Here is a 24,588-nt window from a genome sequence, read left to right on the forward strand (position 1 = left end):
GGCCGGCGGGAACCGGGTGCGGGCGGTATGCGTCCGAGTGCGCGCAGTGGACGCGAGCAGAGGAGCCGTAGATGCCGGGCTTTCGCCGCCTCGGTACGCGCGAGTCCGGTGACGCCGAGGACGGCCAGCCGGCAGGCGGGGACACGGAACGCCCGCCGCTCGACCCGTTCGATCCCAACCCCGGCAAGGCGTACGAGGTCAGGGCGGCCGACCTGCTGCGCCCGTTCCTCGACCCGGACACCGGCGGGCTCCGGCGCTGGCGCAAGCAGGCCACGAACGCGCCGATCGTGCAGGTCGAGGACGCCTACATCACCGGAAGGCTCGACCTGCGGGCCGCCGACCTGCAGTACCTCTTCCGGTTCGAGCGCTGCCGCTTCGAGCAGCCGCCTGACGTGCGCGAGGCCAACCTGCTCGGCCTGGTGTTCCGCAAGTGCTGGCTGCCCGGGCTGAAGGCGCGCAACCTGCGCAGCCGCAACGACGTCCGCCTGATCCGTAGCATCGTGGAGGTCGAGACCGGTGGCCGCGCCGACAACGAGACCACCGTGCGCAGGGCCGTCGACAAGGAGCGGGGCGTCCCGGACGCCGCGGTCAACTTCACCGACGCGGTGATCGAGGGCTCGGTGGTGCTGACCCGCACCCGGGTCGTGCACCCGCGCGGCAAGGCGATCCAGGCCGACCGCCTGGTGATCACCGGCGCGCTGCTCGCCTACCGGCTGGAGGCCAGCGGCGAGGTCCGGCTGCCCGGCCTGCGCACCGGCGGCAACATCAACTTCTCCGGCGCCACACTGGACAATCCCGACGGCTTCGCGCTCAACGGCAACGGCCTGCACGCGGGCGGCAGCCTGCTGTGCGAGGTGGACAGCTTCGGCCAGGCCGCGCAGCGACGCCGGTTCACCGCGAATGGCATGCTCTTCCTGCCCAGCATGAAGGTGGACGGCGACATCATCTTCCGCGGTGCCGAGCTGGTCGTCGACCAGACCGGCGAGATCGTCGTCGACGCGTGGAAGACGGGCGACTGGTACGTCGATCCGCGACCGGCGATCATCGCCGACCGGCTGCACGTGGGCGGTAACGTCGAGCTCAGCGACCAGCTCGACGTGACCGGCACCGTCCGGATGGTCAACGCCCGCCTCGGCGGCTCGTTGCGGCTGGCCGGGGCGCGCATCCACGTACTGCGCGGCAAGACCCCGCCCTACCACGACCGGGCGCTGCACCTGGACGGCAGCGAGATCAGCGGAGACATCGACGGGGCGGACCTGTGGACCGAGGGGCAGATCCGCTTCGCCGACGCCACGGTGCGCGGCAACGTGCTCATCTCGAACGCGACGTTCTTCCATCCCGAGCGCGATGTCGTCTCGGCGCGGCGCACCAAGGTGTCGGGCGACCTGAAACTGATCGGCTCGGAAGTGTCGGGCACGTTGCGGCTGCAGGGTGTCGAGGTCGGCGGGAGCATCGAGCTTTACGGCACCGACTTCCGGCAGCCACGGGTGACCGAGTCGAGCAGCTGGTCGGTGGACCTGCGCTCGGCGAAGGTGGAACGCAGCCTGCTGCTCAGCTCTTTCCAGCATCGAGTGTTCCGGGCACAGGGTGGTGTGACGCTGGACGGCGCGGTCGCCTCGAGGCGGATCGACCTGACCGGGGCCGAGCTGCAATCGATGCCGCGGCACGGGATCGCCCTCGACACGGGAGACGCGGCCGCCGAGGAGTTCATGTTGACGCCTGCCCGGCCGCCGCAGGGCAGGGTCGTGCTCCGCGGCGCCAGGTGCGGCACCCTCGACGACACGCCCGCGCTGTGGCAGGCGAGCGGCGGGGTCGAGCTGGAGGGCTTCCGCTACGACGCACTGGAGACGCCGATCCCGCTGCGCGACGACGACGCGGTGGCGCGGCGGATCGCGATGCTGCGCTCCGCGATGGGCGGCTACCGGCCAGGGCCCTACGACCAGCTGGCGACGATGCTGCGCACGAGCGGTAACGAGGAGCACGCCGACACTGTGCTGCTGAAGAAGCAGCAGTACCGGTACGAGTCGCTGTCCAGTGGTTACCGGATGCTCGGCTCGGGGGTCCGGCTGTGGAGCTGGCTGCAGCGGTGGATGGTCGGCTACGGCTACCGGCCGGTGCGTGCGCTCGGCTGGCTGGCGATGCTGCTCGTCGCGGGCAGCATCTGGTTCGGCTCCGGTGGCGACGACTGCACGAGCCTCGGGCTCGCCGACCTCGGCGAGCGGTGCGCGGTGAACGCCGACGACACCGGTCTCGACTGGAACCCCGTGCTCTACACCGTCGACCTGCTGGTGCCGATCGTCGACTTCGGCAACAAGGGCCGCTGGTACATGGACGGCATGGACAAGTGGGTGGCCACCGGGTTCACCGCGATGGGCTGGGTGCTCGCGACGACGGTGGCCGCGGGCGTGACGCGCACGTTGAAACGTAACGGTGGTTGACGTCCGGCATACCGGCGGTATGTTCGGTGCATGGAGCCGAACGCGACGGGGCGGATCGACATCGACGCGCCGGCCGAGCGGGTGTACGCGCTGATCAGCGACCCGGGCGTGCTGGCGGAGCTGGCCGGCGAGTACTCCGGCTACCGCTGGCTGGGCGGTGCCACGGCGGCGCGTCCGGGCGCCCGTTTCCGCGGGAGCAACCGCAACGGCTTCCGGCGCTGGCGCACGGACTGCACCATCGACGAGGCCGCCGAGGGTGAACGCTTCTCCTTCGAGGTCACGGCCGGGCCGCTGCCGGTCGCACGCTGGCAGTACGACATCGCGCCCGCGGGCGACGGTTGTCAGGTCACCGAGAGCACGTGGGACCGGCGGCCGGGCTGGCTGAAGACCGTGTCAGGGCCGCTCATCGGCATCCGGGACCGCGACGCGCTGAACCGGCGCAACATCGCCACCACGCTGCGGCGGCTCAAGGAACGCGCTGAGTCGTAACGTCGTGGCCGCCGGTGACGATGGGGGAATATCGTCCTTCCCCTACTGAAGCACAGGCATCTGATGCGATACGCCGTTTCGATCGTCGCCGTGCTCGCGCTGGCCGGCTTCGCCGCCGGCTGTGCTGAGCAGGGCGCGCAGAACCACCCCGCGTCGTCCGCGCCCAAGCTCTGGCAGACCGGCACCAGGGCGCCCACGGTCACCCTCACCGAACCGGCGGGCGGCCCCACTCGCGACCGGTAGTCGCACACCACACATCGGGACCCCGGTGGGAAGCCGGCCACGGGACGTCGCGTTGAGTACGGGTGTGACCGCATCAAAGGAGACCCCGCGCGTGCGCGCGCCCGAGCTCGCCGGTTCCGGCTGGCTGAACACCGGCGGCGAGCGGATCCGGCTCGCCGAGCTGCGCGGCAAGATCGTGCTGCTGGATTTCTGGACATCGGGCTGCATCAACTGCCTGCACGTCCTGGACGAGCTGCGCCCGATCGAGGAGGAGTTCGCCGACGTGCTCGTCACGATCGGCGTGCACTCGCCGAAGTTCCAGCACGAGGGTCAGGCCGGCGCGATCGAGGCAGCCGTCGAGCGCTACGGCGTGCGCCATCCCGTGCTCAACGACCCGGACCTGGAGACCTGGCAGCAGTACGCCGTCAAGGCGTGGCCGACGCTCGTCGTCGTCGACCCCGAGGGCTACGTGGTGCACGTCGCCGCGGGTGAGGGCCACGCGGAGGCACTGCGCCGGGTGCTCGGCGAGCTGGTGCGCGAGCACGAGGCCAAGGGCGGCCTGCGCCGGGGCGGCAGCCCGTACGTGCCGGCGGAGACCGAGTCCACCGAGCTGCGCTTTCCCGGCAAGGCCGTGGTCACCGCCGAGGGCAGGGTGCTCGTCGCGGACACGGCCAACCACTCGGTCGCGGAGTTCGCCTCCGACGCCGAGACGCTCGTGCGCCGCTTCGGCAGCGGCGAGCGGGGCGATCGCGACGGCGCGTTCGACGTGGCCGCCTTCGCCGAGCCGTCCGGTCTCGCGCTGCTGCCCGCCGAGGTCGCCGACCAGGTCGGTTACCACCTGGTGGTCGCCGACACCGCCAACCACCTGCTGCGGGGGGTCGATCTGCGGACCGGCGCCGTGACGACCGTGGCCGGGACGGGCAGGCAGTGGCGCGAGGGGACGGAGCCGGGCGCCGCCCGCGAGGTGGACCTGACGAGCCCGTGGGACGTCGAGTGGTGGGCCGAGGCGGGCGGTGTCGTGATCGCGATGGCCGGTAACCACACGCTCGGGCTGTTCGACCCGGTGGCGGGCACGGTCCGCCGGTTCGCGGGCACGACGGTCGAGGGCCTGCGGGACGGCCCCGCCGGCGAGGCGTTCTTCGCCCAGACCTCCGGGCTGGCCGCGGCGGGCGAGCGGCTGTGGCTCGCCGACGCCGAGACCTCGGCGCTGCGTTGGGTGGAGCGAACGGGCGAGACGTTCACCGTGCACACCGCGGTGGGCACCGACCTGTTCTCCTTCGGCCACCGCGACGGTCCCGCGGCGCAGGCGCTGTTGCAGCACCCGCTGGGCGTCGCGGTGCTGCCGGACGGTGCGATCGGCGTCGCCGACACCTACAACGGCGCCGTCCGCCGGTACGACCCGGCCGACGGCCGCGTCTCCACGCTCGTGCGCCGGGTGGCCGAACCGTCCGGGCTGCTGGTGACCGAGGGCCGGGTGCTTGTGGTCGAGTCGGCGGCACACCGGCTTCGGCCGCTCGGCGACGGCACCACGGAGGAGGTCGCAGGCGACGCCCACGAGGTCCGCAGGCCGCCCGCCGTGCTCGCGCCAGGTGAGCTGGACTTCTCCGTGGTCTTCGTGCCACCGCCCGGCGAGAAGCTGGACGACCGGTTCGGCCCGTCCACCCGGCTGGAGGTGAGCGCGTCACCGCCCGAGCTGCTCGCCGACGGCGCGGGCAGCGGTACCGAGCTGGCCCGCACGATCGTCTTCGCCGACGGGCCGCGCGAGGGCGTGTTGCAGGTGGTGGCGCAGGCGGCGAGCTGTGCCGAGGAGGCCGAGCATCCGGTCTGCCGGGTGACCCGCCAGGACTGGGGCGTGCCCATCCGGCTCGACCCGGAGGGCGACGGCGAGCTGCGCCTCGTGATGGCCGGTGACCCGTAACATGAACTCCGTGTCAAACGGCAGCGGATCACTCGGAACGGACGCGAAGTTCGAGATCCAGATGCTGCACGACCGAGTGCTCGTCCGGGTGCCGGACGAGGACGGGGAGCGGCGCAGCAACGGCGGCATCGTGATTCCGGCGACGGCGCAGGTCGCGCGCAGACTGTCGTGGGGTGATGTACTGGGCGTGGGCAACAATGTACGCAACGTGAAGACCGCCGACCGGGTGCTGTTCAACCCGGAGGACCAGCTCGAGGTGGAGATCCAGGGCCAGGCGTACCTGGTGCTGCGCGAGCGGGACGTGCACGCGGTGGCCAGCGAGCGCACCGAGCACGGAACGGGCCTTTACTTGTAGGAACCGGTGGAGGGGCCATGTCGGACAGCGACGCGGATCTCGTCGACGAGTTGTTCGACGGCCCCTCGCCTGCCGGGACCCCGGCGCCGCCAAGCCGGTTCCGCCGGATGCTCGGCCGGGTCTTCCTGCTCACCGGCGGCGCACTCGCGCTGTTCGTGGTGCTCTACGCCGCCGATCTCATGTCGAGCGCCGGTGATGTGCCGCGCGGTGTCGCCGTCGCCGGGGTGGACGTCGGCGGGCTGAGCCGTGCCGCCGCCGAGGCGAGGCTCCACGAGGAACTGGAACCACGCCTGACCGAGCCGGTCACCGTGCGGGCGGGCGATGTCGAGGCCGAGCTCGATCCCGCCGAGTCCGGGCTCGGTGTCGACTGGCCGGGGACGCTCGAACTGGCCGGCAGCCAGCCGCTCGATCCGCTCGTGCGCATCAGGTCCTTCTTCACCACCCGCGAGGTGGACGTGCGGACCACCACCGACGACCGCGCACTGCGGGCGGCGGTCACCGAGCTCGCGCGGGACCGGATCGACCGCGCGGTGATCGAGGGCGACATCCGGTTCGAGGCGACCGAGGGCGGGGACGGTCTGGTGGACGCTTTCGCCGTCGAACCGCGCCAGGGCCAGCGGCTCGCCGACGTCGACGGCGCGGTGGCCGCCATCGAAGACGGCTGGCCGGAGCGGCACCGGGTCGAGGTACCGGTGGAGGTCACGCCGCCGGAGGTGACGTCGGCGGAGGTGCACGCGACGCTCGACGACACCGTCCGGCCGCTGGTCTCCGGCCCGCTGCGGGTTCGTGGCGACGATGCCGAGGCCGTGCTCCGGCCCGGCCAGATCAGCGGCGCGCTGGACTTCACGGCCGTGGACGGTGGGCTGGAGGTGGAGATCGATCGCTTCCGGCTGCAGCAGGCGGTGCGCGGGCCCCTCACCTCGACCGAAGAACCTGCGCGGGACGCCCGGATCGTCTTCGCGGGGTCGGCACCGGCCGTCCGCCCTGCCGAGCAGGGCAGGCGGATCGACTGGGAGCGGACCTTCGCCCCGCTGCTCGACGTCGGCACCCGGGCCGAGAACCGGGAGCTGGACGTCGTCTACGAGATGCGCGAGCCGGAGGTCACCACCGCCGAGGTGGAGGGGCTCGGCATCAAGGAGGTGATCGGCGAGTTCACCACAAGCGGCATGTCAGGTGCCGTCGCGCGCAATGTCGCGACGATCGCGCGTGCGGTGAACGGCGCGATCGTGACGCCCGGCGAGACGTTCAGCCTCGACGAGCGGACCGGTCCGCGCACCGCGTCACAGGGCTACGTCGTGGCGCCGGTCAACGAGGACGGCACCGGCCGCAGGGTGATCGGCGGCGGGGTGTCCCAGTTCACCAGCACCCTCTACAACGCGGTCTACCTGGCCGGTCTCGCCGACGCCGGGCATACCGAGCACCCGTACCACCTCGGCCGCTACCCGGTGGCGCGGGACGCGATCTCGCTGCGGCCGGACGGATCGCGGGTCGACCTGGCCTTCACCAACGACGCGCCGACCGGCATCGCCATCCAGACCAGCGCGACCGGATCGACGGTGAGGGTGAAGATCTGGGGCACCGAGCGCTACCGCGTCGAGAGCGTCACCGACGGGCCGGACGACATGGAGCGGCCGCCGATCGAGTGGGAGCGGGGCGAGGACTGCCGGCCGGTCGACGGCGTGCCCGGGTTCCGCGCCACGAACACGCGCATCCTGTCCGACCCGGACTCCGGTGAGGAGGTCGGCAGGCAGACGCGCGAGGTGCGCTACGCGCCGAGACCGACCGTGCGTTGCCGGTCGGTGCTCATCGGAGGATGACGCAGTCGCGGGCCACCAGCTCGTCCAGCCAGTGCGGGACACGCAACGACGGGTTCCAGCGCAGGTCGAGCTTGTCCAGCCGGGGCAGGTCGAGCAGCGCCTCCGGTAGCTCGACGAGCCCGTTGTCCCGCAGGTCGAGCAGTCGCAGGTCGGCGAGCCGCCCGATCGACGCCGGCAGCCTGCTGATCCGGTTGCCGCGCAGGTGCAGCTCCCGCAGCGCGCGGAGCTCGCCGATCGACTCGGGCAGTGCGGTCAGCCGGTTGCGGTACAGGCGCAGTTCCCGCAGTGCGGCGAGGCCGGAGAGATCGTCCGGCAGTGCGGTGAGCCGGTTGTCGGTCGCGCCGAGGTAGCGCAGCCCGCCGAGCCGGCACAGCTGTTCCGGCAGGGCGGTCAGCCGGTTGTCGCTGAGGTAGAGGTACTCGGTGAGATTCGGCAGGTCGCCGAGTTCGCCGGGCACGGTGGCCAGGGCGTTGTGCGCCAGGTCGAGCGTGTGCACGGAGCGCAGCCGCGCGATGCGCGGCGAGATGTGCGTGAGCTCGTTCTCGGCGAGGATGAGCACGCGCAGGCCGGTGAGGTCCCACAGCGAGTCCGGCACTGTCCGCAGGCGGTTGCGCCAGAGGTTCAGCGTCTCCCAGTCGTCCCGCCCGCCGATGTCCGCGGGCAGCTCCGTGAGCCCCCGCCCGCTGAGGTCGAGCGTGCGTCCCTCCACTGGCGGAAACTAGCAACGGGCCCGCGCACCGGAGTGCGCGGGCCCGTTGGCCGATGCGGTAGCGGCTCAGTGTTTGATCTTGCGTGAGCCGCCCTTGGAGTACATGCCTGCTGCCAGCGAGACACCGACGCCGGCCACCACGAGCTGCGTGATGAACTCCAGCCAGTCCCATCCGTCGGTGTCGGCGTAACCGATACCCCGCGCGATCGCGGTGCCGACGAACGCGGCCGCGATGCCGACCAGGATGGTCAGCCAGATCGGGATGTTCTGCTTGCCCGGGGCGACAAGCCGGCCCAGCACACCGAGTACCAGCCCGATCAGGATCGCGGAGATGATTCCCGAGACAGCCATGGCGTTTCTCCTATGCTGTTGAATGGATGACTCCACCGGGCTACCCGCTCCACTCGGCGGAAACTACTCCGAAAGCACTAAAATGCCCTCCGGTTGCGTAGAGCGCAACCGGAGGGCCACTTTTAGGTGCAGGTGAGCCGGTCAGAACGCCGCTTCGTCGATGTCCATCAGGTCGTTGTCGGCCGCCTCGACGATCGCGCGCCGGGCGGAGAGCTCCGGCAGCACGGTCTTGGCGAAGAACGAGGCCACGGCCACCTTGCCCTCGTAGAACGGGGTGTCCTTGGCCGAGGCGCCCTCGTCGAGCCTGGCCGTGGCCACCTCGGCCTGGCGCAGCAGCTGCCAGCCGACGAGCAGGTCACCCGCCGACATCAGCAGCCGCACCGTGTGCTGGCCGACCTTGTAGACGTTGCGCGGGTCCTCCTGCGACGCGGTGAGATTGCCGATCATCGCGCCGAGCATGCCCTGCGTGTCGTCGAGGGCCTGCTTGAGCAGCGCCCGCTCCGCCTTCAGCCTGCCGTTGCCCGCCTCCGACTCGATGAACCGGGTGATCTCGCCCGCGATGTGGGTGAGCGCCTGGCCCTTGTCCCGGACGATCTTGCGGAAGAAGAAGTCCAGCGACTGGATGGCCGTGGTGCCCTCGTAGAGCGAGTCGATCTTCGCGTCGCGGATGTACTGCTCGATCGGGTAGTCCTGCAGGAAGCCGGAGCCGCCAAGTGTCTGCAGCGACTGCACGAGCTGTTCGGTGGCGCGCTCGGACCCGACGCCCTTGACGATCGGCAGCAGCAGGTCGTTGACCCGCTCGGCCAGCTCCAGCGCCTGCTCGTCGCCGTCGGCGGTCCAGATCTGGTCCTGGTACGACGCCGTGTAGAGGTAGACGGCGCGCAGGCCCTCCGCGTAGGCCTTCTGCAGCATCAGCGACCGGCGCATGTCCGGGTGGTGCGTGATGGTCACCCGCGGTGCGGTCTTGTCCACCATGTTCGGCAGGTCGGCACCCTGCACGCGCTCCTTGGCGAACTCGAGGGCGTTCAGGTAGCCGGTGGACAGCGTCGCGATGGCCTTCGTGCCGACCATCATCCGGGCGTACTCGATGACCTGGAACATCTGCGCGATGCCGTCGTGCACCTCGCCGAGCAACCAGCCCTTGGCCGGCACGCCGTGCTGGCCGAAGGTCAGCTCGCACGTGGTGGAGACCTTGAGGCCCATCTTGTGCTCGACCCCGGTGACGAAGGCGCCGTTGCGCTCGCCGGGCTCGCCGGTCTCGGAGTCGAAGTGGAACTTCGGCACGAGGAACAGTGAAAGACCCTTGGTGCCCGGCTTGGCCTCGATTCCGGGGCCTTCGGGCCGGGCCAGGACGAGGTGCATGATGTTCTCGGTCATGTCCTGGTCGCCCGAGGTGATGAAGCGCTTGACGCCGTCGAGGTGCCAGGAGCCGTCCTCCTGCAGCACGGCCTTGGTGCGGCCCGCACCGACGTCCGAGCCGGCATCCGGCTCGGTGAGCACCATCGTCGCGCCCCACGCGCGGTCGATCATGATCCGCGCCCAGCGCTTCTGCTCCTCGGTGCCGTTCTTGTCGACGATCATCGCGAAGTTCGGCCCGGCCATGTACATGAACAGCGCGGGGTTGGCGCCGAGGATGAGCTCGGAGGCGGCCCACTGCACGGTGGGCGGCAGGCCGAAGCCGCCGAGGTCGTTGGTCAGGCCGATGCGCCACCACTCGCCGTCCCACAGCGCCTGGTAGCTCTTCTTGAACGACTCCGGCAGCGTGGCCGAGAAGGTCTTCGGGTCGTACACCGGCGGGTTGCGGTCCGCGTCGGCGAAGGACTCGGCCAGCGGGCCGACGGCGAGGTTGTTCAGCTCGGTGAGCACGCCACGGGCGGTCTCCTCGTCCGACTCCTCCAGCACGCCCTTACCCAGGCGGTCCTGGACACCGAGCACCTCGAACAGGTTGAACTCGAGGTCTCGCACGTTGCTCTTGTAGTGGCCCATGTCGTCACTCCGTACGGTCGTTCGGCACTCCGGCTGGGCGCTGCCTTGGGCGGATCACCGCCCTTACTGGCCGGTAACATGCAGGGTATTACCTGCCGGTAACCGGCGGCAAGCGGGTTCACCTGGTTTGTGACGTACGGATCTCGCTGAGCGCCTCGTCGTGTGGAATTAGCGCGTCGTCGGCGCGGGCGATCAGGATGCCACTGCGGAAGGCGGTGGTGACCGCGTGTGTGCGGTCCCGTGCGGAGAGCTTGCGCAGGATGCTCTTGACGTGCGTGCGGACGGTCTCCACCGAGAGGTAGAGCACCTTCGCGATGGCCGAGTTCTCCAGCCCTTCGGCGACGAGTTGCAACACCTGGTACTCGCGCCGGGACAGCGGCATCTGCGGCCGGTTGGCCGGTGCGGGCACCTGGCCGTTCGCGGCCGTGGTGTGCCGCTTCGGGCGGGCGGTCAGCGCGGCGAGGGCCGGGTCGATGTAGCGGCGGTCGGTGTGCGCCCGCCGGATGGCCTCGGTGAGCCGGCGCGGGTCGGCGGAGCGGGGCACGGTGGCATGCGCCCCGGCGGCGACCGTGGTCGAGAGGTAGCCGGGCGTGCGCTGGGAGTCCCGGACGAGGACGATCACGACGAGTGCGGGGTCGCCGTCGCTGAGCAGCCGGGTCAGGTGGCAGTGCGGGTCGAGTCCGGAGTCGATGATCACGATGTTGGGCTTGAGCTGTTCGCAGAGTTGCAGCGAGGCGTGATGGCTCGCGGCGTGCCCGACCCAGCGCAACCCCGGGGTACGGTGGATCAGCGCGCTCAGGCCCTCCCGGAAGATCGGCACCGGGTCCAGCGCGGCGACGGTCAGTGCCCGTGTGCCCGCCGCGCCGAGGCCGGGCGCCGCACGGCCCTTGTCCATGTTCTGCGCCATTCGCTCTCCGTCTCCCTCGCCCCCTGGTCAAAGGACGCGTTCGCTCGCCGCGCTTCGCGCGGCCCCCTGTGAGTCGCGCCCAGCTCCCCCCTGCTGGGACTGGGCACCGATCGCCTCGTGACGCTTTGGACGACCATTCATTTAATCCATGACGCAGGCTCACCCGCGAGGGGGGTGCGTTAGCGCTGAGCTGCGCTTATGCCCCGCTTACGCGGCGACACGGTGGGTTACGACGCGGCGTCGCGCAAGCGGCCGAACTCCTCGGCGAGCGCGGTGGGGGTCCAGTGCGCGTTCAGGCCGCTGGGATTGGGCAGCAACCACACGCGAACGCCGCTGACCTGCTCGTCCTGCGGTCCGACCGCGGCGCGCGGACGGCCGAAGGCGGCCCGGTAGGCGGTGATGCCGACGACCGCGAGCCGGCGTGGCCGGTAGCGGGCGACCGTGCGGGCGAGACGTTCGCCACCCGCCCGCAGTTCCGCGGCTGTGAGCTCGTCCGCGCGGGCGGTGGTGCGGGCGACGAGGTTCGTGATCCCGAGGCCGTAGTCCGGCAACAGGTGCTGCTCGCTCGGGTGCAGCCGGCGCGGGGTGAAGCCGGCGCGGTACAGCGCGGGCCAGAAGCGGTTGCCGGGATGGGCGAAGTGGTGGCCGGTGGCGCCGGAGTACAGGCCCGGATTGATGCCGCAGAAGAGCACCCGCAGCCCGGGCGCGACGACGTCAGGGATGGTGCGGCCGTGGGCCGCCGCGAGCTCTTCCCTGGTCGGTCGGCTGGCCATGTAGCGCAGTGTGCCCGCGCGGCGGCCGCGGTAATCGGCGCGGGGCGGCCCGCAGGGTGGCGAAGGCGTCGCCCGGTGCGTACGCTGTGTGACCTGCCACACAAGCCGGCATCAAGGGGGATGGCGTGCAACTGGCCCTGGTCATCGGCCTCGCCGCACTGATCCTCACCGCCGCGACTGCGACGGTGCTGCTGGAGGAGCGACGCGCCCAGCGGCGGCATGCGCTGCGCAGGCAGGCGCGGCTGGCGCGGCTCGGTGAGGTCGACCCGCTGGCACCGGCCGGGTTGCCGGCGCATTCGGAGCAGCGGCCGCCCGCCTGATCTTCCGCAGCGCGACGAACAGCGCCGCCGCGACCCAGCCGAGCATCGCGCCCACGGTGTTGTTCATGAGGTCGTCCACGTCGAAGATCCGGTAGACGAACGGCGCGGTGCCGAAGTTCGCGGTCAGTTGCGTGATCTCGATCAGCAGCGACGCGCCGAGGCCGAGCAGCGCGGCCCGCGCGAACCCCTGCCGCCACAGCAGCCTGGCGAAGATGCCGAGCGGAACGAACAGCAGCACGTTCATCGTGGCCTGCTGGAAAGTCAGCGTCAGCAGCGCGTGCGAGACGGGCTCGCCGTACCTGCTCAGTTCCGCGCCGATGTCGCTGACCCACTGGAACGGGACCAGCTGTGTGGTCTGCTCCAGTCGCGGCCGGCCGGGGTCGGGTAGCGGGAGCAGCACCACCGCCAGCGCGAGGCAACCGTAGAGCGTGCCGACGGCCAGGACAGCCACCCGTTTCGGCCGCACGCGGCCGAAACGCGCGTGGTGGCCGATCAGCTGCGGGACGAGGAGCGTTCCCCACACGACGAGGAAGCCGAGAGTCCCGTACAGCAGGGACGTTTCCTGTGCCGTCGTCATGGGTTCGACGCTATGGACCCCGGTGTGCGCGGACCTCGGCTGAACGGTCGCGGTCGCCGCCGTGATCGGCCGTTCGGCTGATGGCCGATCGCCGATAGGGTTGGCGGATGACGATCGCTCTGCGGCGTGCCGAGGAGAACGATCACGCCGAGATGGTCCGGGCAATCCAGACGTGGTGGGGTGACTCCCGGTCGCCGGAGCAGGCCAGGGAGCTGGCGCTGCTGCTGCCGAGGCTGTTCGTCGAACACTTCTCAGGAACCAGCCTCGTCGCCGAGGACGGCGGCGATATGGCGGGGTTCCTGATCGGCTTCCATTCGGCCGACGACCCGGTGCTCGCCTACGTCCACTTCGTGGGCATCGACCCCCGGCGCCGCCACGACGGTCTCGCCCGGCGTCTGTACGAGACTTTCTTCACGGCGGCGGCCGCGGCGGGCCGCCGCCGCGTGGGTGCGGTGACCTCTCCGGCCAACCACGGGTCGATCGCCTTCCACCGCCGCATGGGCTTCACGCTGAAGCCGGGCGACACGATGGTCGACGGGGTGCCGGTGCACCGCGACTACGACGGTCCGGGCCAGGATCGGGTCGTCTTCGTGCGGGAGCTGAGCTAGTCCGGGAGTTCCCGTTCCGTCAAGACACCGGTGTGCCCTGGCATGACCATGCTGGCATGCCGACGTGGGAGGACGTCGTGGCCGTTGGCGCCGCGCTGCCGGAGGTCGAGGAGTCGACCTGGTACCGGACGCCCGCACTGAAGGTGGCGGGCAAGGGCTTCGCCCGGCTGCGGACCGAGAGCGAGGGCCGGCTCGTGCTGATGTGCGGACTGGACGAGAAGGCGGCATTGCTGGAGTCCGGCGATCCGGCCTTCTACACCACGCCGCACTACGACGGCTACGGCGCCATCCTGGTGGACCTCGGCGCCGTGGACCTCGATCAGCTCACCGAGTTGGTCGAGGAGTCGTGGCGGCTCAAGGCGCCGGCGCGGCTGCGGAAGGCCCGGGACGGTTGAGCGGCCGGTTCCTGGCGAACCAGGTGATCCACCTGCGCTGCCACGGAGTCTCCACCGCGCGCCGGTGGTAGTGCTGCCGCGTCCAGGCGAACGCCTCACCAGGGGTGAGGCCGCTCAGCGTGGCCAGGCAGGCGATCGCCGTGCCGGTGCGGCCGACACCGCCGTTGCAGGCCAGTTCGACGGCTTCGCCGGCCCGGGCGCGTTCGTGCAGCGCGACGATGCCGGTGGCGGCGCCCTGCCAGTTCGTCGGCAGGAGGCCGTCCACCCACGGGACCCATTCGTGCGGCCACTGCAACGACTCGTCGTGGCGGCGGCGGAGCAGGAAGGTGCCGAGATAGAGCCCGAAGGCGGGCGGCGGTCCTTCGGGGAGCGGCCTGCGGAGTCCGCGGCCCCGCACCCGGGTGCCGTCGGGTAGCTCGATCGCGCCCGTGAGCGCCGGTGTGCTCATCCGTCGATTGTGCAGGGCCGGGAGCCGTGGGTCCGGCCGATCAGCATCGTCACGCGAACATGTTCCGCGAAGGGCGCGTGTGGTGCCAGCGCGTCGCGGACACGTTCGGCGAAGCGCGGTCGCTCCTCCGGCGACGGCAGTTGTGTCGCCGAGAAGGCGGAGTAGACACCGCCGATGAGCTGTTCGATGCCGAGTTCGCCGGTGTACTCGACGGTGGCAGGCGTCACCTCGAACCCGGCGGCCGTGAGCAGGTCGCGGTAGTGCTGCTGACTGGCGGCGTCGGTGCCGCAGCCGTTGGTGAGGGTGGTGTCCAGCCAGCTCTCCAGCACACCGCGCAACGCCCGCGACCATGCGTTGTCCTGTAGCCAGAGCGGTTCGCCGTTGGTGACGGCGGCGATGCCGCCACCGGCGCGGAGGAACGGGCGAAGTTCCGGGAGAAGTCGGCCGGGGTCCATCCAGTGCAGTGCCTGAGCGATGGTGACGGCGCCGAGAGCGGGCCGGTCGCGCAGCAGCGCGGGCAGGTCTCGGTCGGCGCCGACGATCCAGTCCACGTTGGTCACGCCTTGTTCCGCCGCGGCGTTGCGGGCATGGGCCAGCATGTCCGGTTCCGGATCGATGCCGAGCACGGACCGCACCCGGCGGGCGATCGGCAGCGTCAGCTGGCCGGTCCCGCAGCCGAGGTCGGCAGTGGTGTCGTTCGCCGTCAGCCCGAGGGTGCGCGCGAGCGTGTCGACGACGGCGGGCGGGTAGCCGCGCCGGTACCGGTGGTAGAAGTCGGTCACCGTACCGCTGAATCCGAGGTCCACCGGACCAGCCTCGCAGGTCCGCGAGGTGTGGCGGAGCCGTTCAGCTCGTGGCGGAATCCGCTGTGAGGAAACCGAGGACGGCCTCGCTCACCTGGTCCGGCGCCTCCTCGGCCATGTGGTGCCCGCTGTCGATGGTGCCGAAGCGGACGTCGGCCGCCCACGCGCGCCAGATGTGGTCGAGGTCGGGATACAGTTCCCGGAGGTCGTCGAAGCGGGAGTCCAGCACGAGCAGCGGGCAGGTCACGCGGCGACCGGCCGCACGGTCGGCGAGCTCGTGGTCGCGGTCGATCGACAGGCCGGCCCGGTAGTCCTCGAGCATGGCCCGCACGGTCGCCGGGTCGTGGATCGCCTGCTGGTAGTCGGCCCAGGCCTCGGCTCCCATCCGGGCCGGATCGCCGCCGTACCAGGCCGCAGGGTCGGCGAGGATCGCGCGCTCGGGCTTGTCCGGCTGCGCGAAGAAGAACCAGTGCCACCACTGGCGCGCGAACTTCTCGTCACAGCGGGCGAGATGCTCGCTGATCGGTACGCAGTCGGCGAGCACGAGCCTGCTGACCGCCGCCGGTGCGTCGAGCGCCAGGCGCAGTGCGGCGTAGCTGCCCCGGTCGTGGCCGACCACGGCGAAGCGCTCGTGGCCCAGCCGCCGCATGAGTTCGAGGCAGTCACCCGCCATCGCGCGCTTGGCATAGGGTCGATGGTCGGCCGTAGTCGCCGGTTTGCCGGATCGGCCGTACCCGCGCAGATCGGGGCAGACGACCGCGTGCCGCCCCGCGAGCCGGGGCGCGACGCGGTGCCATGTGGCGTGTGTGCGCGGATGCCCATGGAGCAGCAGGACCGGTGGGCCCGCGCCACCGTGCCGCACGCGGAGGGACACCTCGCCGACGTCGATCATTTCGAGCGCGAATCCGTCGAACAAGGTCGCCACCTCCGCGAGTCCCCCGCTCAGGCCCGCGAGTTCCGCGTTCACGACGCCTCGAAGGCACCGCTGGAACGGGAGCGCACCGTTGAGCACCGTTCGCCGGTCACGCTACATTCACCTGCTGCCTACCGGGAGGTCGTACCGATGCCTGACGCGTTCGACGACGCCGCACTTTCCGCGAAGCTGGTCCGGGGGCTACGCCCGACTCGCGTCACGCTCGTCGACTACGACCCCGCCTGGCCGGAGCGCTTCGAACTCCGAGCCGCCGAACTGCGCGGGATACTCGGCGACCGAGCGCATCTCATCGAGCACATCGGTTCCACGTCCGTGCCGGGGCTCGCCGCGAAACCGATCATCGACATCGTGGTCGGCATCGACGACCCGGACGACGAGCGGGCGTACCTTCCCGACCTGGAAGCGGCGGGCTATGACCTCCGCGTCCGTGAACCCGGGCATCGTGCGCTGCGTGGCGGCGAACCCGACGAGCCGGTGAACCTGCACTGTTATCCGCCCGGCCATGTCGAGGTGCACCGCTACCTCGCCTTCCGCGACCGGCTCCGGGCCAGTGACGCGGACCGGGACCTGTATGCCGAGACGAAGCGGAGGCTGGCGCAGCGGGAGTGGCGCGACATCAACTACTACGCCGAGGCCAAGCGGCCGGTGATCAACGAGATCCTGACGCGAGCGGGCCTGCCAGGTTGACGAGGCAGCGGTATCGGGACCATTCGGTCCGGTTGAGTTCACCCGGGTTGCTAGCGTGCTCGGTATGTCCTCCGCCGTTGACCTGGTCCGGACCTCGCGGCTGTCCGATGTCGCCGAGTACGCCTATGCATCGCGGGTGCGCGCCGCGGGCTGCGAGCTGATCTTCGCCGCGGGCGCGTGCCCGCTCGACGCCGAGGGCAACACTGTGGCGGTGGGCGACTACGCCGGTCAGGCACGTCAGGCGATGCGGAACCTGCGGACCGCGCTCGCTGAAGCGGGCGCGGCACTGGTACGTGCCAACCCTCGCTCCGGTGTGTCACAACGGCGATGAGCAAGCGATCGGGGCGCACCGCCGCTCGCTTGCCCTCGCGCTGGCCGCGGGCGTATCCATCGCGGCGGGTTCGGACATGGCTCCCCGGCCGCACGTCGACCTGCTGACCGAGCTGGCCCTGCTGTCGAGGGCGGGGCTCGCCGTCGACGACTTGCCCGGTCGCGTACGCGCCGTCTGGCGGAACGGAAGTCTCGGGGCACCGTGACCCACGCCGCGGCGACGCGGACGGACGCCGGCCAGGACGGCGATGACCTCGGCGGGGAGGTCCGGCACGTTGACATCGATATATGCGCATGTGACCATGCCTTTTCTGTTGCGGGAGGGAGTGAACCCCGTGCTTGAGTTCACCGAGACGATCTCGATTCACGCGCGGCCTTCGACGGTGTGGGACGTCATGCGCGATATCGAGGGCTGGTGGCTGGCATCGAATCCCGAGCACGAGACTCTTGAACGCCTCGATGATCGTGACGTTCTCGAGGTCGGCGCTCGACTGCGTATCCGGGAGAGGATCGGCGGCATCCCTGGCGAGGCCACCGGCACGATCACTCAGGTCGAGCCTGGCTCTGCGGTGACGTGGGAAGCAGAGGCTCGGTACCGCTGGCTCGGCGTGCCTGTCAGCGTCGAGGAGGGCGTTACCTGGCGCGTTGAACCGCACGACAGAGACGGCGAGAGCGCGAAGCTGAGTGCCCATGTATGGGCGACCTTCCCGCCGGGACTTCGTGGTCGTCTTCTGGAAGCTGCCTTCACTCACCTGCTTGGCGGAGTGGACAAGGACCGGGAACACGCTCGGACAGAGTTGCGGTACCTCAAGGGCAGAGTCGAACAGATCCCCTGACGAGGTGGCCGCGTAGCCGAAAGCCCTGCCGTGGGTAGACGGCGGGCGCTGTTGGGTAGCGACGATGGTGCGTTCCGGAAGGGGACCTGCTTAATGATTCGCCTCGTACGTGTGCGATGTGTGGGGTCGGTCGCGGGTGCAGGACTGCGCCCGCTCAGCTTGGTGGAAGGACTCCCGGCATGCCGACTGCCCTCATCGAGGTGCGCCGCCAGTATCCCGAGGCTGATGAAGCGGCCATCATCGACGCCGTTCACGGTGCGCTTGTGGCCGCTTTCCGTATCCCACCGCAAGACAAACATGTGCGCCTCATGGTGCACGAGCCGCACAGATTCGCCTGCTCGCCCAACCAGACGAACCCCGAGTTCTACACGCTCGTGACCATTGACTGTTTCGCAGGGCGATTCCAAGCGGAATCTGTATGCAGAGATCGTCGATCGGCTGTCGGTATTCGGCATTCCGCGAGGCGACGTAACGATCACCCTTCGGGAGATCCCCACCGAGAATTGGGGGGTCCGGGGAGGTCGAGCGGCCTGCGACGTCGATCTTGGATTCGAGGTCGACGTCTGACGCTCTCCGAACGGCGGTGACCTGCGGCGCAGCTGGGTCTGAGCATGCCTGACCGGCTTGACGGCCCACACGGCGGCGGGTGACCGGTCAATCCATCCAGTGGAACCACGCGTCGAAGATCGTGTAGGGCGGCCGGTCGGTGAGTACCGTTTCGACGGTCAAGGCGGGGTCGATCGAAGTGCTCAGTGTTTCCCGGTCCAGTAGCAATATTCCGTGCCGATCCAATACTTGGACGATGTCACGGCACGCGTCCTCCCAGCCGGTGACCGGGTTGCTGGCCGCGGTCTCGAGACTCGGGAGATAGGACGCTCCACTGGTGGCGCAGAAGGCGATGTCGACATCGGCGAAGAGTGCGGCGATCGGAGCCAGGCGGCACAACCCGACGGCGAGACCTCGGACTCTGGTCATGTTGTCGTCGGCAACCCGTGCCGACCCGTCGCGCCAGGTGAGTAGCACATCGACAAACGAGGCGTAGCCAGAGCCGTACATGTCGAACTCGGATCGTTCGACGACGACCGAGGGGCATCGGTCCAGATCGGCGACGACCCATCGAAGCAGCCCCTCGACGGCTTCGGCGCTGCCGGCCCAAGCGCCTTCGGGGATCGCGATCTCGTCGTTCGCGGCCGCGCGCAGCACGGCGGGCTCCCTCGCCAGGGCGAGAATCTCACTCGTCACGTGCTGATCGTAGGCTGTGCTGAAGTGCCCAGTTCTCTTCGAGCGCACGGACGCAAGCGACACCAGCCGCGCCTCCGGTGACTAGTTCGCGTCGCCTGCTCGGCGGGAGGCGTTGCCGCTCGTTCTTCCTTCAGGCAGGAGAACCGCGACGCTCTTGTCGTCGTGGCGCTTGGCGCGGGGCAGTTCCTGTGCATCCGGGTCGGCGTGTGCCTCCCAGGTCTCGCACTGGTGGAGCATGGTTCTCAGCTCGTTGGGGTCCGCGCCGCGGAGGCCGGGCCAGTCGTTGAGGCCGAGGTAGTCCATCGTGTTGTACGCGCCGTCGGTGGCGAGTACGACCCACGGTGCGGACTCGGTCGGTCGAGTGGTGACGATGGCATGGTCGGCGGCGGTTGGGTCGGTCTCGGCGATCCAGTAGCCCCCTGGCTGGTTGCGGCGCTCCGCTTGCTGGCTTTGCAGCTCTCTCAGCAGGGCTTTGTGCTCGTCGTCGTAGCCGGTGCCGGCGGCAAGGCGGGCGCGATACGTGCGCCGGGGAACAAGGTCGAGCCGGTCCATGCGGTCGTCGGTGAGAACCTCGTCGGGCAGGACGATCAGGTTGTCTCCGAGAACCAACAGCTCGAACTGGTCGCCGAGTTCACGAACGATAGTGACCGCGCTTGAGGGCGACTTGCCAGGCGCGAGGCCGAGGTCGCGAGTGGTGCGTTCGATGGTGTCGGCAAGGATGGTGCGGAGGTCGCCGTCAGGGGCGGCGTTGAGGGCGTCGCGGAGATGGCGGCCGAGCCGGTCGGCGTAGGTGCTGGCGGCCACCGGGACCGGCACGAAAGCGGACGCGCCGTCCAGCATGATCACGGCGTCTTCGGTCGTGAACACCTTGTCATCGCTGTTGTCAATCCCGGGGAGCTGGGCGGCGGATACACGCATCGGGTCACCAAACGTAAGGGTCGGCAACGAGTTCGGCCCTGATCATGCCGCGCTGTTGTTCACGGTCGCACGGGACGGTAACGCTCTGCGGTGGCCGAACTTCAACCAGCGGGTGAAGTGGACCAAGGTCGTGATCGGTGGTTCGTCGTTTGCCCGCAGCGTCTCGGTGGTGGTACCGCTGCTCTGAGCCGGTTCGTAAGAGGAGTTGGTCATCGTGGCGATCAGGTGGGAGGCCCTGACCATCGATGCGCGGGAGCCGGAGTCACTCGCGCGGTGGTGGGCAAAGACCCTCGGCTGGGTCCTGGTGGACCCTCAGCCGGGTGGTGTCGAGGTCCGGTCGCCCGATGGGCACTCGTCGTCTCTCTTCTTCGTCCGCGTAGACGACGCGAAGCTGAGCAAGAACCGCTTGCACCTCGACTTGTACGCAGAGGACCAGGTGGCAGCCGTGGACGACCTCATCTCCAGGGGAGCCACTCGCGCCGCCGTGGGGCAGCCCGACGACGCGGAATGGGTGGTGCTGCGTGACCCCGAGGGCAACGAGTTCTGCCTCCTCGAACCGCGCTGACCGCTGAGGCGTCCCACTGTGTCAGGGTGGGCGTCACCCATCGCGCAGCGACGCCGACAGGCGCCCTTGACGGCAGCGGTCGCACTGTTTTCGCAGGTCACCGGTCGTGAGTGAAGAGCCGTGTTCTAACTCGCGTGCGCACTCACGAGAGGTGACCAGTGATGCCGACGGGCGCCAGTCGGTTGTGGCACGGAAGCGGAGCTGATCTCGAACGACGAAACCCCCGGGTCCACATCAGACGGTGTGTGACCTGGGGGTTTCGGCTTGGAGCGGATGACGGGAATCGAACCCGCGTTCTCAGCTTGGGAAGCTGATGTTCTACCATTGAACTACATCCGCAAGGCACGAACAGCATACACGGTGCCGATCTACGGCTTCACGCGGCTTCCCCTTCGCCACACCGCCTTGACGTTCCCCGCATCAAGTGACAACACTTGTTGTCTGAAGTCGTGTACGGGCAGGTGAGCAACCATGAAGGCCGACGAGCGGCTACCGGACCCAGAGCTGTTCCGGCAGGGTGGGTTCCGGTTCGCGGCGAAGCTGTTCGCCCCCGGCGACATCCGCGGCACCGAGTCGCAGGTGCGGCGGCTGCGCGAGTTCGCCCAGGCCGAGGATCCACCGGCCGACGCGGTCGTCGCCATGATCCACGATCGCCCTCGCGGCGAGGGGCGCGCGCTGTTCGAGCAGGCGCTCGAACGCGGCGTCGACACCCTCGACGACCCGCCGCCGCAGCTCGTCGACTTCTTCCGCGACGTCGAGGCGACCCCGTACTGGGTCGACCAGGAACGCGTGGAACGCGGCGCACGGGCCATCGTGCGCACCGGGCTGCTCGGCCTCTTCCCGCTGGGCGACATGTCGCTGATGGGCGGCTACCTCGCCTCCCGTGCCACGAAGTCGCTGGTCGGTACCGGTGCCATCGAGCGGACCGCCAGCCGCAGGCTCGTCGAGACCGCCACCTGGTGGATCGACGTCACCTCCCCGGGCGCCCTCCGGCCCGGCGAGCGCGGCTACACCTCGGCGCTGCGCGTCCGGCTCGTGCACGCACACGTACGCGCCGCCATGAACCGCCGCGACGACTGGGACTACGAAGCCTGGGACCGGCCGGTCAACCAGGTGCAGACGGTGGGCACGCTGCTGCTCTTCTCCCTGGTCTACGTACTCGGCATGCAGCTGCTCGGCGTCCGCTACACCGAACGCGAGCGCGCCGACATCATCCACCTCTGGCGCTACGTCGGCTGGCTCATGGGTGTCTCCGAGGAGCTCCTGCCTGCCACCGAGGAGGACGCCTGGCGCCTGCTGTGGCTGCTCGCCACCACCGAGTTCATCCCCGACGCCGACTCGAAACGCCTGGCAGCGGCGCTGCTCGAATCGCACGCCGACGTCGGCCGGGGCCGCGGCGCCGTGGGCAAGGTCCTCTCGCACGTCTCGGTGCGCCTGCACTCCTCGATCAGCCGGCTGGTACTCGGCCGGACCAACGCCGACTTCCTCGAACTCCCCAACGATCCGGTCGCGCAGGGTGTGGTGTTCGCGGTCTCGGCCGCGAACTTCGCCGCCGAGACCGTCCGCAGGCACGTCCCGGGCGCGACGACCCTGCAGGAACGGCTCGGCGACGCGGGCCGCCGCCAGTACGTCGCCCGCCTCGGCGCGATCTTCCACACCGACACCACCTACGCCCGGCACATGCGTACCGACTCCCGGCCCGCGGCCTGAGCCGGGCTAGGGTGGCCGGGTGCTACTGAGCGACCGCGACCTCCGCAAAGAGCTGGATTCCGGGCGGCTCGGGATCGACCCGTTCGACCCGGCGATGCTGCAGCCCTCCAGCGTGGACGTGCGGCTGGACCGTTTCTTTCGCGTGTTCGACAACACCAAGTACACCCACATCGACCCGAAGCTCCAGCAGGACGAGCTGACCTCGCTCGTGGAGAAGGAGGGCGAGGACCCGTTCGTCCTGCACCCCGGCGAGTTCGTGCTGGGGTCGACCTTCGAGCAGGTCACCCTGCCCGACGACCTCGCGGGCAGGCTGGAGGGCAAATCCTCGCTCGGCCGCCTCGGGCTGCTCACCCATTCCACGGCCGGGTTCATCGACCCCGGCTTCACCGGGCACATCACGCTGGAGCTCTCCAACGTGGCGAACCTGCCCATCACGCTGTGGCCGGGCATGAAGATCGGCCAGCTGTGCCTGTTCCGGCTCACCAGCTCCGCCGAGTACCCGTACGGCTCCGCCCACGCCGGCTCGCGCTACCAGGGCCAGCGCGGTCCGACGCCGAGCCGCGCGTACAAGAACTTCGACCGCATCGACACCCGGCGCTAGACCTGCCCGACCAGCGCTCGTGAGTGCATAACACTGTTCTAACTCGTGTGCGCACTCACGAGGCAGACGCACATGGTGAAGATAACGGTTTAGTTACTCACGCGTCGGTGGTAATTTGCGCGCCTGTGCCCGCCCCGAGCTCCAGAATCAAGTCACTCTTGGTGACCCTGAGTGTCCTGATGGGGGTCACGCTGGCGGCAGGCGTCCGTCTGCTCTGGGAGCCTGCGGAGGACCGGCTACCCGTCGTGGCGATGCCCGCGCCGGAGACTCCAGGCCCCTTCAACAGCCCCATCCGCGACGGCCGGTCCGGCACCACCACGCCGGGCACATCCGAGCCGGCGAGCCCTTCGACGTCTGCCCCGGCGAAGCCCCCGGAGCCCACCTCCGCGACGACGGAGAGCACGTCGTCGCGGTCCGCGCCCACCAGCACGACCACTACCGAGAGCGCGCCGCCCAGCCCGAGGACCACTACCGAAGCCGAACCACCCAGCACGCCCCGCTCCGCCGCGAACTCGCTGCCAGGAGAGGTCGTCCGCCTGGTCAACGCGGAGCGCGCCCGCGCGGGCTGCGACGCCGTCGAGACCGACCCCCGGCTCGCCGAGGCCGCGCAGCGGCACAGCGACGACATGGCTCGCCGCGGCTACTTCTCGCACGACTCACCGGAGGGCGAGTCGTTCGACCGGCGCATCCGGGAGGCGGGCTATCCGCGGCCGGGCGCCGAGAACATCGCCATGGGCCAGTCGAGCGCAAAGGCCGTCATGGACGCGTGGATGGACTCGCCCGGGCACCGCCGCAACATCCTGAACTGCGACCTCTCCGCCATCGGCGTCGGCGTGACGACCTCGGGCTGGTACTGGACCCAGGACTTCGGCTACTGAGGCGAGCTACCGGCCGAAGTCCCCGTGCCGCCCGGCCCCTTCGGCGAAGCGGCCCGCCCCGGCGAGCGCGTCGGTCCGCAGCGAGACCATCCCGTGCCCCAGTTCGACGGCGAGCGCCTCCGCCTCGGCCAGCCCTTCCTGCTCCAGCACCGACATCCGGTCTTCGCGCAGGCACGTCTGCGGGAAGCGGGCGATGTCGGCGGCGAGCCGCTCGGCGGCCTCCCGAGCCTGTCCCGTCGGCACGACCCGGTTCGCCAGGCCCATCGAGAGCGCCTCGTCTGCGGCCACCGGCCGCCCGGTGAGCACCAGGTCCATCGCGCGGCTCTCGCCGATCAGCCTCGGCAGCCGCACCGTGCCGCCGTCGATCAGCGGGACGCCCCACCGCCGGCAGAACACGCCGAACACGGCGTCCTCCTCGGCCACCCGCAGGTCGCACCACAGCGCCAGCTCAAGCCCGCCGGCCACCGCGTAGCCGGAGACGGCGGCGATCACCGGCTTGCTCAGCCGCATCCGCGTCGGCCCCATCGGTCCGTCGCCGTCCTCGGTGACCTGGTTGCCGTTCGCCGTCCCGATCGACTTGAGGTCGGCCCCGGCACAGAACGTGCCACCCTCTCCCCACAGCACGGCCACGCTCGCGTCCGGGTCGGCCTCGAACCCGTGGAACGCCTCGGCGAGCGCCGCGGCGGTCGGCCCGTCCACGGCGTTGCGCTTGTCCGCGTTCGCGAGCACCACCGTGGTGACCGGACCGTCGGTCTCGACCCGCACTCCCAT

At 70.1% G+C, this 24,588-nt stretch carries 30 protein-coding genes and 1 tRNA gene; 18 read left to right on the top strand and 13 right to left on the bottom strand.

From position 1 onward, the window contains the following. The first annotated feature begins 71 nt into the window (after positions 1–71). The 6 genes from JAP66_RS00755 (at position 72) to JAP66_RS00780 (ending at position 7,239) form a co-directional block, all read left to right on the top strand. On the top strand, positions 72–2,438 hold the full coding sequence (locus JAP66_RS00755) for an oxidoreductase (RefSeq protein ID WP_199429104.1): 2,367 nt from the start codon (positions 72–74) through the stop codon (positions 2,436–2,438). Positions 2,439–2,468: 30 nt separating this feature from the next. Next, a complete protein-coding gene (locus tag JAP66_RS00760) occupies positions 2,469–2,927 on the top strand; it encodes an SRPBCC family protein (RefSeq protein ID WP_199429106.1) in 459 nt (152 codons plus the stop codon). A 63-nt stretch (positions 2,928–2,990) separates the two neighbouring features. Then, on the top strand, positions 2,991–3,170 hold the full coding sequence (locus JAP66_RS00765; RefSeq protein ID WP_199429108.1) for a hypothetical protein: 180 nt from the start codon (positions 2,991–2,993) through the stop codon (positions 3,168–3,170). A gap of 91 nt (positions 3,171–3,261) precedes the next feature. Further along, a complete protein-coding gene (locus JAP66_RS00770; protein ID WP_199430000.1) occupies positions 3,262–5,067 on the top strand; it encodes an NHL domain-containing thioredoxin family protein in 1,806 nt (601 codons plus the stop codon). A 1-nt stretch (position 5,068) separates the two neighbouring features. Further along, positions 5,069–5,422 (top strand): GroES family chaperonin, encoded by a 354-nt coding sequence (locus tag JAP66_RS00775; RefSeq protein ID WP_199429110.1) that lies wholly within the window; start codon positions 5,069–5,071, stop codon positions 5,420–5,422. Positions 5,423–5,439: 17 nt separating this feature from the next. Further along, positions 5,440–7,239, top strand: a complete 1,800-nt coding sequence (locus JAP66_RS00780; RefSeq protein WP_199429117.1) for a VanW family protein — start codon at positions 5,440–5,442, stop codon at positions 7,237–7,239. Here the strand turns inward: JAP66_RS00780 and JAP66_RS00785 are convergent. The 6 genes from JAP66_RS00785 to JAP66_RS00810 all read right to left on the bottom strand — a co-directional run bounded on the left by JAP66_RS00785 (position 7,226) and on the right by JAP66_RS00810 (position 12,862). Then, positions 7,226–7,948, bottom strand: coding sequence for a leucine-rich repeat domain-containing protein (locus JAP66_RS00785; RefSeq protein ID WP_199429119.1), 723 nt, complete (start codon positions 7,946–7,948; stop codon positions 7,226–7,228). The two genes, JAP66_RS00780 and JAP66_RS00785, sit on opposite strands and share 14 nt — an antisense overlap. A 66-nt stretch (positions 7,949–8,014) precedes the next feature. Then, entirely contained in the window at positions 8,015–8,299 is a 285-nt protein-coding gene (locus JAP66_RS00790) for a GlsB/YeaQ/YmgE family stress response membrane protein (protein ID WP_199429121.1), read from the bottom strand. Between the two features lie 141 nt (positions 8,300–8,440). After that, a complete protein-coding gene (locus JAP66_RS00795) occupies positions 8,441–10,285 on the bottom strand; it encodes an acyl-CoA dehydrogenase (protein WP_199429123.1) in 1,845 nt (614 codons plus the stop codon). A gap of 118 nt (positions 10,286–10,403) precedes the next feature. After that, complete coding sequence (locus tag JAP66_RS00800; RefSeq protein ID WP_199429125.1) at positions 10,404–11,192, bottom strand: LuxR C-terminal-related transcriptional regulator; 789 nt, start codon at positions 11,190–11,192, stop codon at positions 10,404–10,406. 227 nt (positions 11,193–11,419) lie between these two features. Next, positions 11,420–11,965, bottom strand: coding sequence for a G/U mismatch-specific DNA glycosylase (mug, locus tag JAP66_RS00805; RefSeq protein WP_199429127.1), 546 nt, complete (start codon positions 11,963–11,965; stop codon positions 11,420–11,422). A 165-nt stretch (positions 11,966–12,130) separates the two neighbouring features. After that, positions 12,131–12,862 (bottom strand): VanZ family protein, encoded by a 732-nt coding sequence (locus JAP66_RS00810; RefSeq protein WP_199429129.1) that lies wholly within the window; start codon positions 12,860–12,862, stop codon positions 12,131–12,133. A 107-nt stretch (positions 12,863–12,969) separates the two neighbouring features. Between JAP66_RS00810 and JAP66_RS00815 the strand changes: the two genes are divergently transcribed. Together JAP66_RS00815 and JAP66_RS00820 are read left to right on the top strand one after the other, a co-directional pair. Beyond that, positions 12,970–13,470 carry a GNAT family N-acetyltransferase gene (locus tag JAP66_RS00815; RefSeq protein WP_199429130.1) on the top strand — a complete coding sequence of 167 codons (501 nt, stop codon included), beginning with the start codon at positions 12,970–12,972 and terminating at the stop codon, positions 13,468–13,470. Between the two features lie 56 nt (positions 13,471–13,526). Next, a complete protein-coding gene (locus JAP66_RS00820) occupies positions 13,527–13,865 on the top strand; it encodes an MmcQ/YjbR family DNA-binding protein (RefSeq protein WP_199429133.1) in 339 nt (112 codons plus the stop codon). Here the strand turns inward: JAP66_RS00820 and JAP66_RS00825 are convergent. Genes JAP66_RS00825 through JAP66_RS00835 form a run of 3 tightly spaced genes read right to left on the bottom strand, consistent with a single transcriptional unit; the run spans position 13,825 to position 16,083 of the window. Then, positions 13,825–14,313, bottom strand: coding sequence for a protein-tyrosine phosphatase family protein (locus tag JAP66_RS00825; RefSeq protein WP_199429135.1), 489 nt, complete (start codon positions 14,311–14,313; stop codon positions 13,825–13,827). The two genes, JAP66_RS00820 and JAP66_RS00825, sit on opposite strands and share 41 nt — an antisense overlap. Further along, entirely contained in the window at positions 14,310–15,119 is an 810-nt protein-coding gene (locus tag JAP66_RS00830; RefSeq protein ID WP_199429137.1) for a class I SAM-dependent methyltransferase, read from the bottom strand. Before JAP66_RS00830 ends, JAP66_RS00825 begins: the two co-directional genes overlap by 4 nt. Positions 15,120–15,159: 40 nt before the next feature. Beyond that, the gene (locus JAP66_RS00835; RefSeq protein WP_307849383.1) at positions 15,160–16,083 is read right to left on the bottom strand and encodes an alpha/beta fold hydrolase; all 924 of its coding nucleotides are present in this window, start codon (positions 16,081–16,083) and stop codon (positions 15,160–15,162) included. 96 nt (positions 16,084–16,179) lie between these two features. On the opposite strand from JAP66_RS00835, the gene JAP66_RS00840 reads away from it, so the two are divergent. The 5 genes from JAP66_RS00840 (at position 16,180) to JAP66_RS33130 (ending at position 18,470) form a co-directional block, all read left to right on the top strand. Then, entirely contained in the window at positions 16,180–16,737 is a 558-nt protein-coding gene (locus tag JAP66_RS00840; RefSeq protein WP_199429139.1) for a GrpB family protein, read from the top strand. A 64-nt stretch (positions 16,738–16,801) separates the two neighbouring features. Beyond that, the gene (locus tag JAP66_RS00845; RefSeq protein ID WP_199429141.1) at positions 16,802–17,068 is read left to right on the top strand and encodes a Rid family hydrolase; all 267 of its coding nucleotides are present in this window, start codon (positions 16,802–16,804) and stop codon (positions 17,066–17,068) included. Next, positions 17,049–17,273: a hypothetical protein gene (locus JAP66_RS00850; protein ID WP_199429143.1), complete on the top strand. Its 225-nt coding sequence runs from the start codon at positions 17,049–17,051 to the stop codon at positions 17,271–17,273. Before JAP66_RS00845 ends, JAP66_RS00850 begins: the two co-directional genes overlap by 20 nt. A gap of 129 nt (positions 17,274–17,402) precedes the next feature. After that, on the top strand, positions 17,403–17,903 hold the full coding sequence (locus JAP66_RS00855; protein ID WP_199429152.1) for an SRPBCC family protein: 501 nt from the start codon (positions 17,403–17,405) through the stop codon (positions 17,901–17,903). Between the two features lie 381 nt (positions 17,904–18,284). Beyond that, complete coding sequence (locus JAP66_RS33130) at positions 18,285–18,470, top strand: tautomerase family protein (RefSeq protein ID WP_199429154.1); 186 nt, start codon at positions 18,285–18,287, stop codon at positions 18,468–18,470. Between the two features lie 87 nt (positions 18,471–18,557). Here the strand turns inward: JAP66_RS33130 and JAP66_RS00865 are convergent, their stop codons facing one another. Together JAP66_RS00865 and JAP66_RS00870 are read right to left on the bottom strand one after the other, a co-directional pair. After that, on the bottom strand, positions 18,558–19,106 hold the full coding sequence (locus JAP66_RS00865) for a hypothetical protein (protein ID WP_307849384.1): 549 nt from the start codon (positions 19,104–19,106) through the stop codon (positions 18,558–18,560). 120 nt (positions 19,107–19,226) lie between these two features. Next, a complete protein-coding gene (locus JAP66_RS00870) occupies positions 19,227–20,063 on the bottom strand; it encodes a hypothetical protein (RefSeq protein ID WP_199429156.1) in 837 nt (278 codons plus the stop codon). 55 nt (positions 20,064–20,118) lie between these two features. Between JAP66_RS00870 and JAP66_RS32650 the strand changes: the two genes are divergently transcribed. Together JAP66_RS32650 and JAP66_RS00875 are read left to right on the top strand one after the other, a co-directional pair. Then, the gene (locus JAP66_RS32650; RefSeq protein ID WP_268963177.1) at positions 20,119–20,250 is read left to right on the top strand and encodes a hypothetical protein; all 132 of its coding nucleotides are present in this window, start codon (positions 20,119–20,121) and stop codon (positions 20,248–20,250) included. A 27-nt stretch (positions 20,251–20,277) separates the two neighbouring features. Continuing rightward, on the top strand, positions 20,278–20,628 hold the full coding sequence (locus tag JAP66_RS00875; protein WP_199429158.1) for a VOC family protein: 351 nt from the start codon (positions 20,278–20,280) through the stop codon (positions 20,626–20,628). 265 nt (positions 20,629–20,893) lie between these two features. Here the strand turns inward: JAP66_RS00875 and JAP66_RS00880 are convergent. Further along, positions 20,894–20,967, bottom strand: a tRNA-Gly gene (locus tag JAP66_RS00880). Between the two features lie 132 nt (positions 20,968–21,099). Between JAP66_RS00880 and JAP66_RS00885 the strand changes: the two genes are divergently transcribed. The 3 genes from JAP66_RS00885 (at position 21,100) to JAP66_RS00895 (ending at position 23,817) form a co-directional block, all read left to right on the top strand. Then, on the top strand, positions 21,100–22,338 hold the full coding sequence (locus JAP66_RS00885; protein ID WP_199429160.1) for an oxygenase MpaB family protein: 1,239 nt from the start codon (positions 21,100–21,102) through the stop codon (positions 22,336–22,338). Between the two features lie 19 nt (positions 22,339–22,357). Beyond that, complete coding sequence (gene dcd, locus JAP66_RS00890) at positions 22,358–22,939, top strand: dCTP deaminase (protein WP_199429162.1); 582 nt, start codon at positions 22,358–22,360, stop codon at positions 22,937–22,939. A 161-nt stretch (positions 22,940–23,100) separates the two neighbouring features. After that, positions 23,101–23,817, top strand: a complete 717-nt coding sequence (locus JAP66_RS00895) for a CAP domain-containing protein (RefSeq protein ID WP_307849385.1) — start codon at positions 23,101–23,103, stop codon at positions 23,815–23,817. Positions 23,818–23,823: 6 nt separating this feature from the next. Here JAP66_RS00895 and JAP66_RS00900 read toward each other — a convergent pair whose 3' ends face one another. After that, positions 23,824–24,588, bottom strand: coding sequence for a crotonase/enoyl-CoA hydratase family protein (locus JAP66_RS00900; RefSeq protein WP_199429164.1), 765 nt, complete (start codon positions 24,586–24,588; stop codon positions 23,824–23,826).

Origin of the sequence: Qaidamihabitans albus, assembly GCF_016464705.1 — a bacterium.
Classification (GTDB): domain Bacteria; phylum Actinomycetota; class Actinomycetes; order Mycobacteriales; family Pseudonocardiaceae; genus Qaidamihabitans; species Qaidamihabitans albus.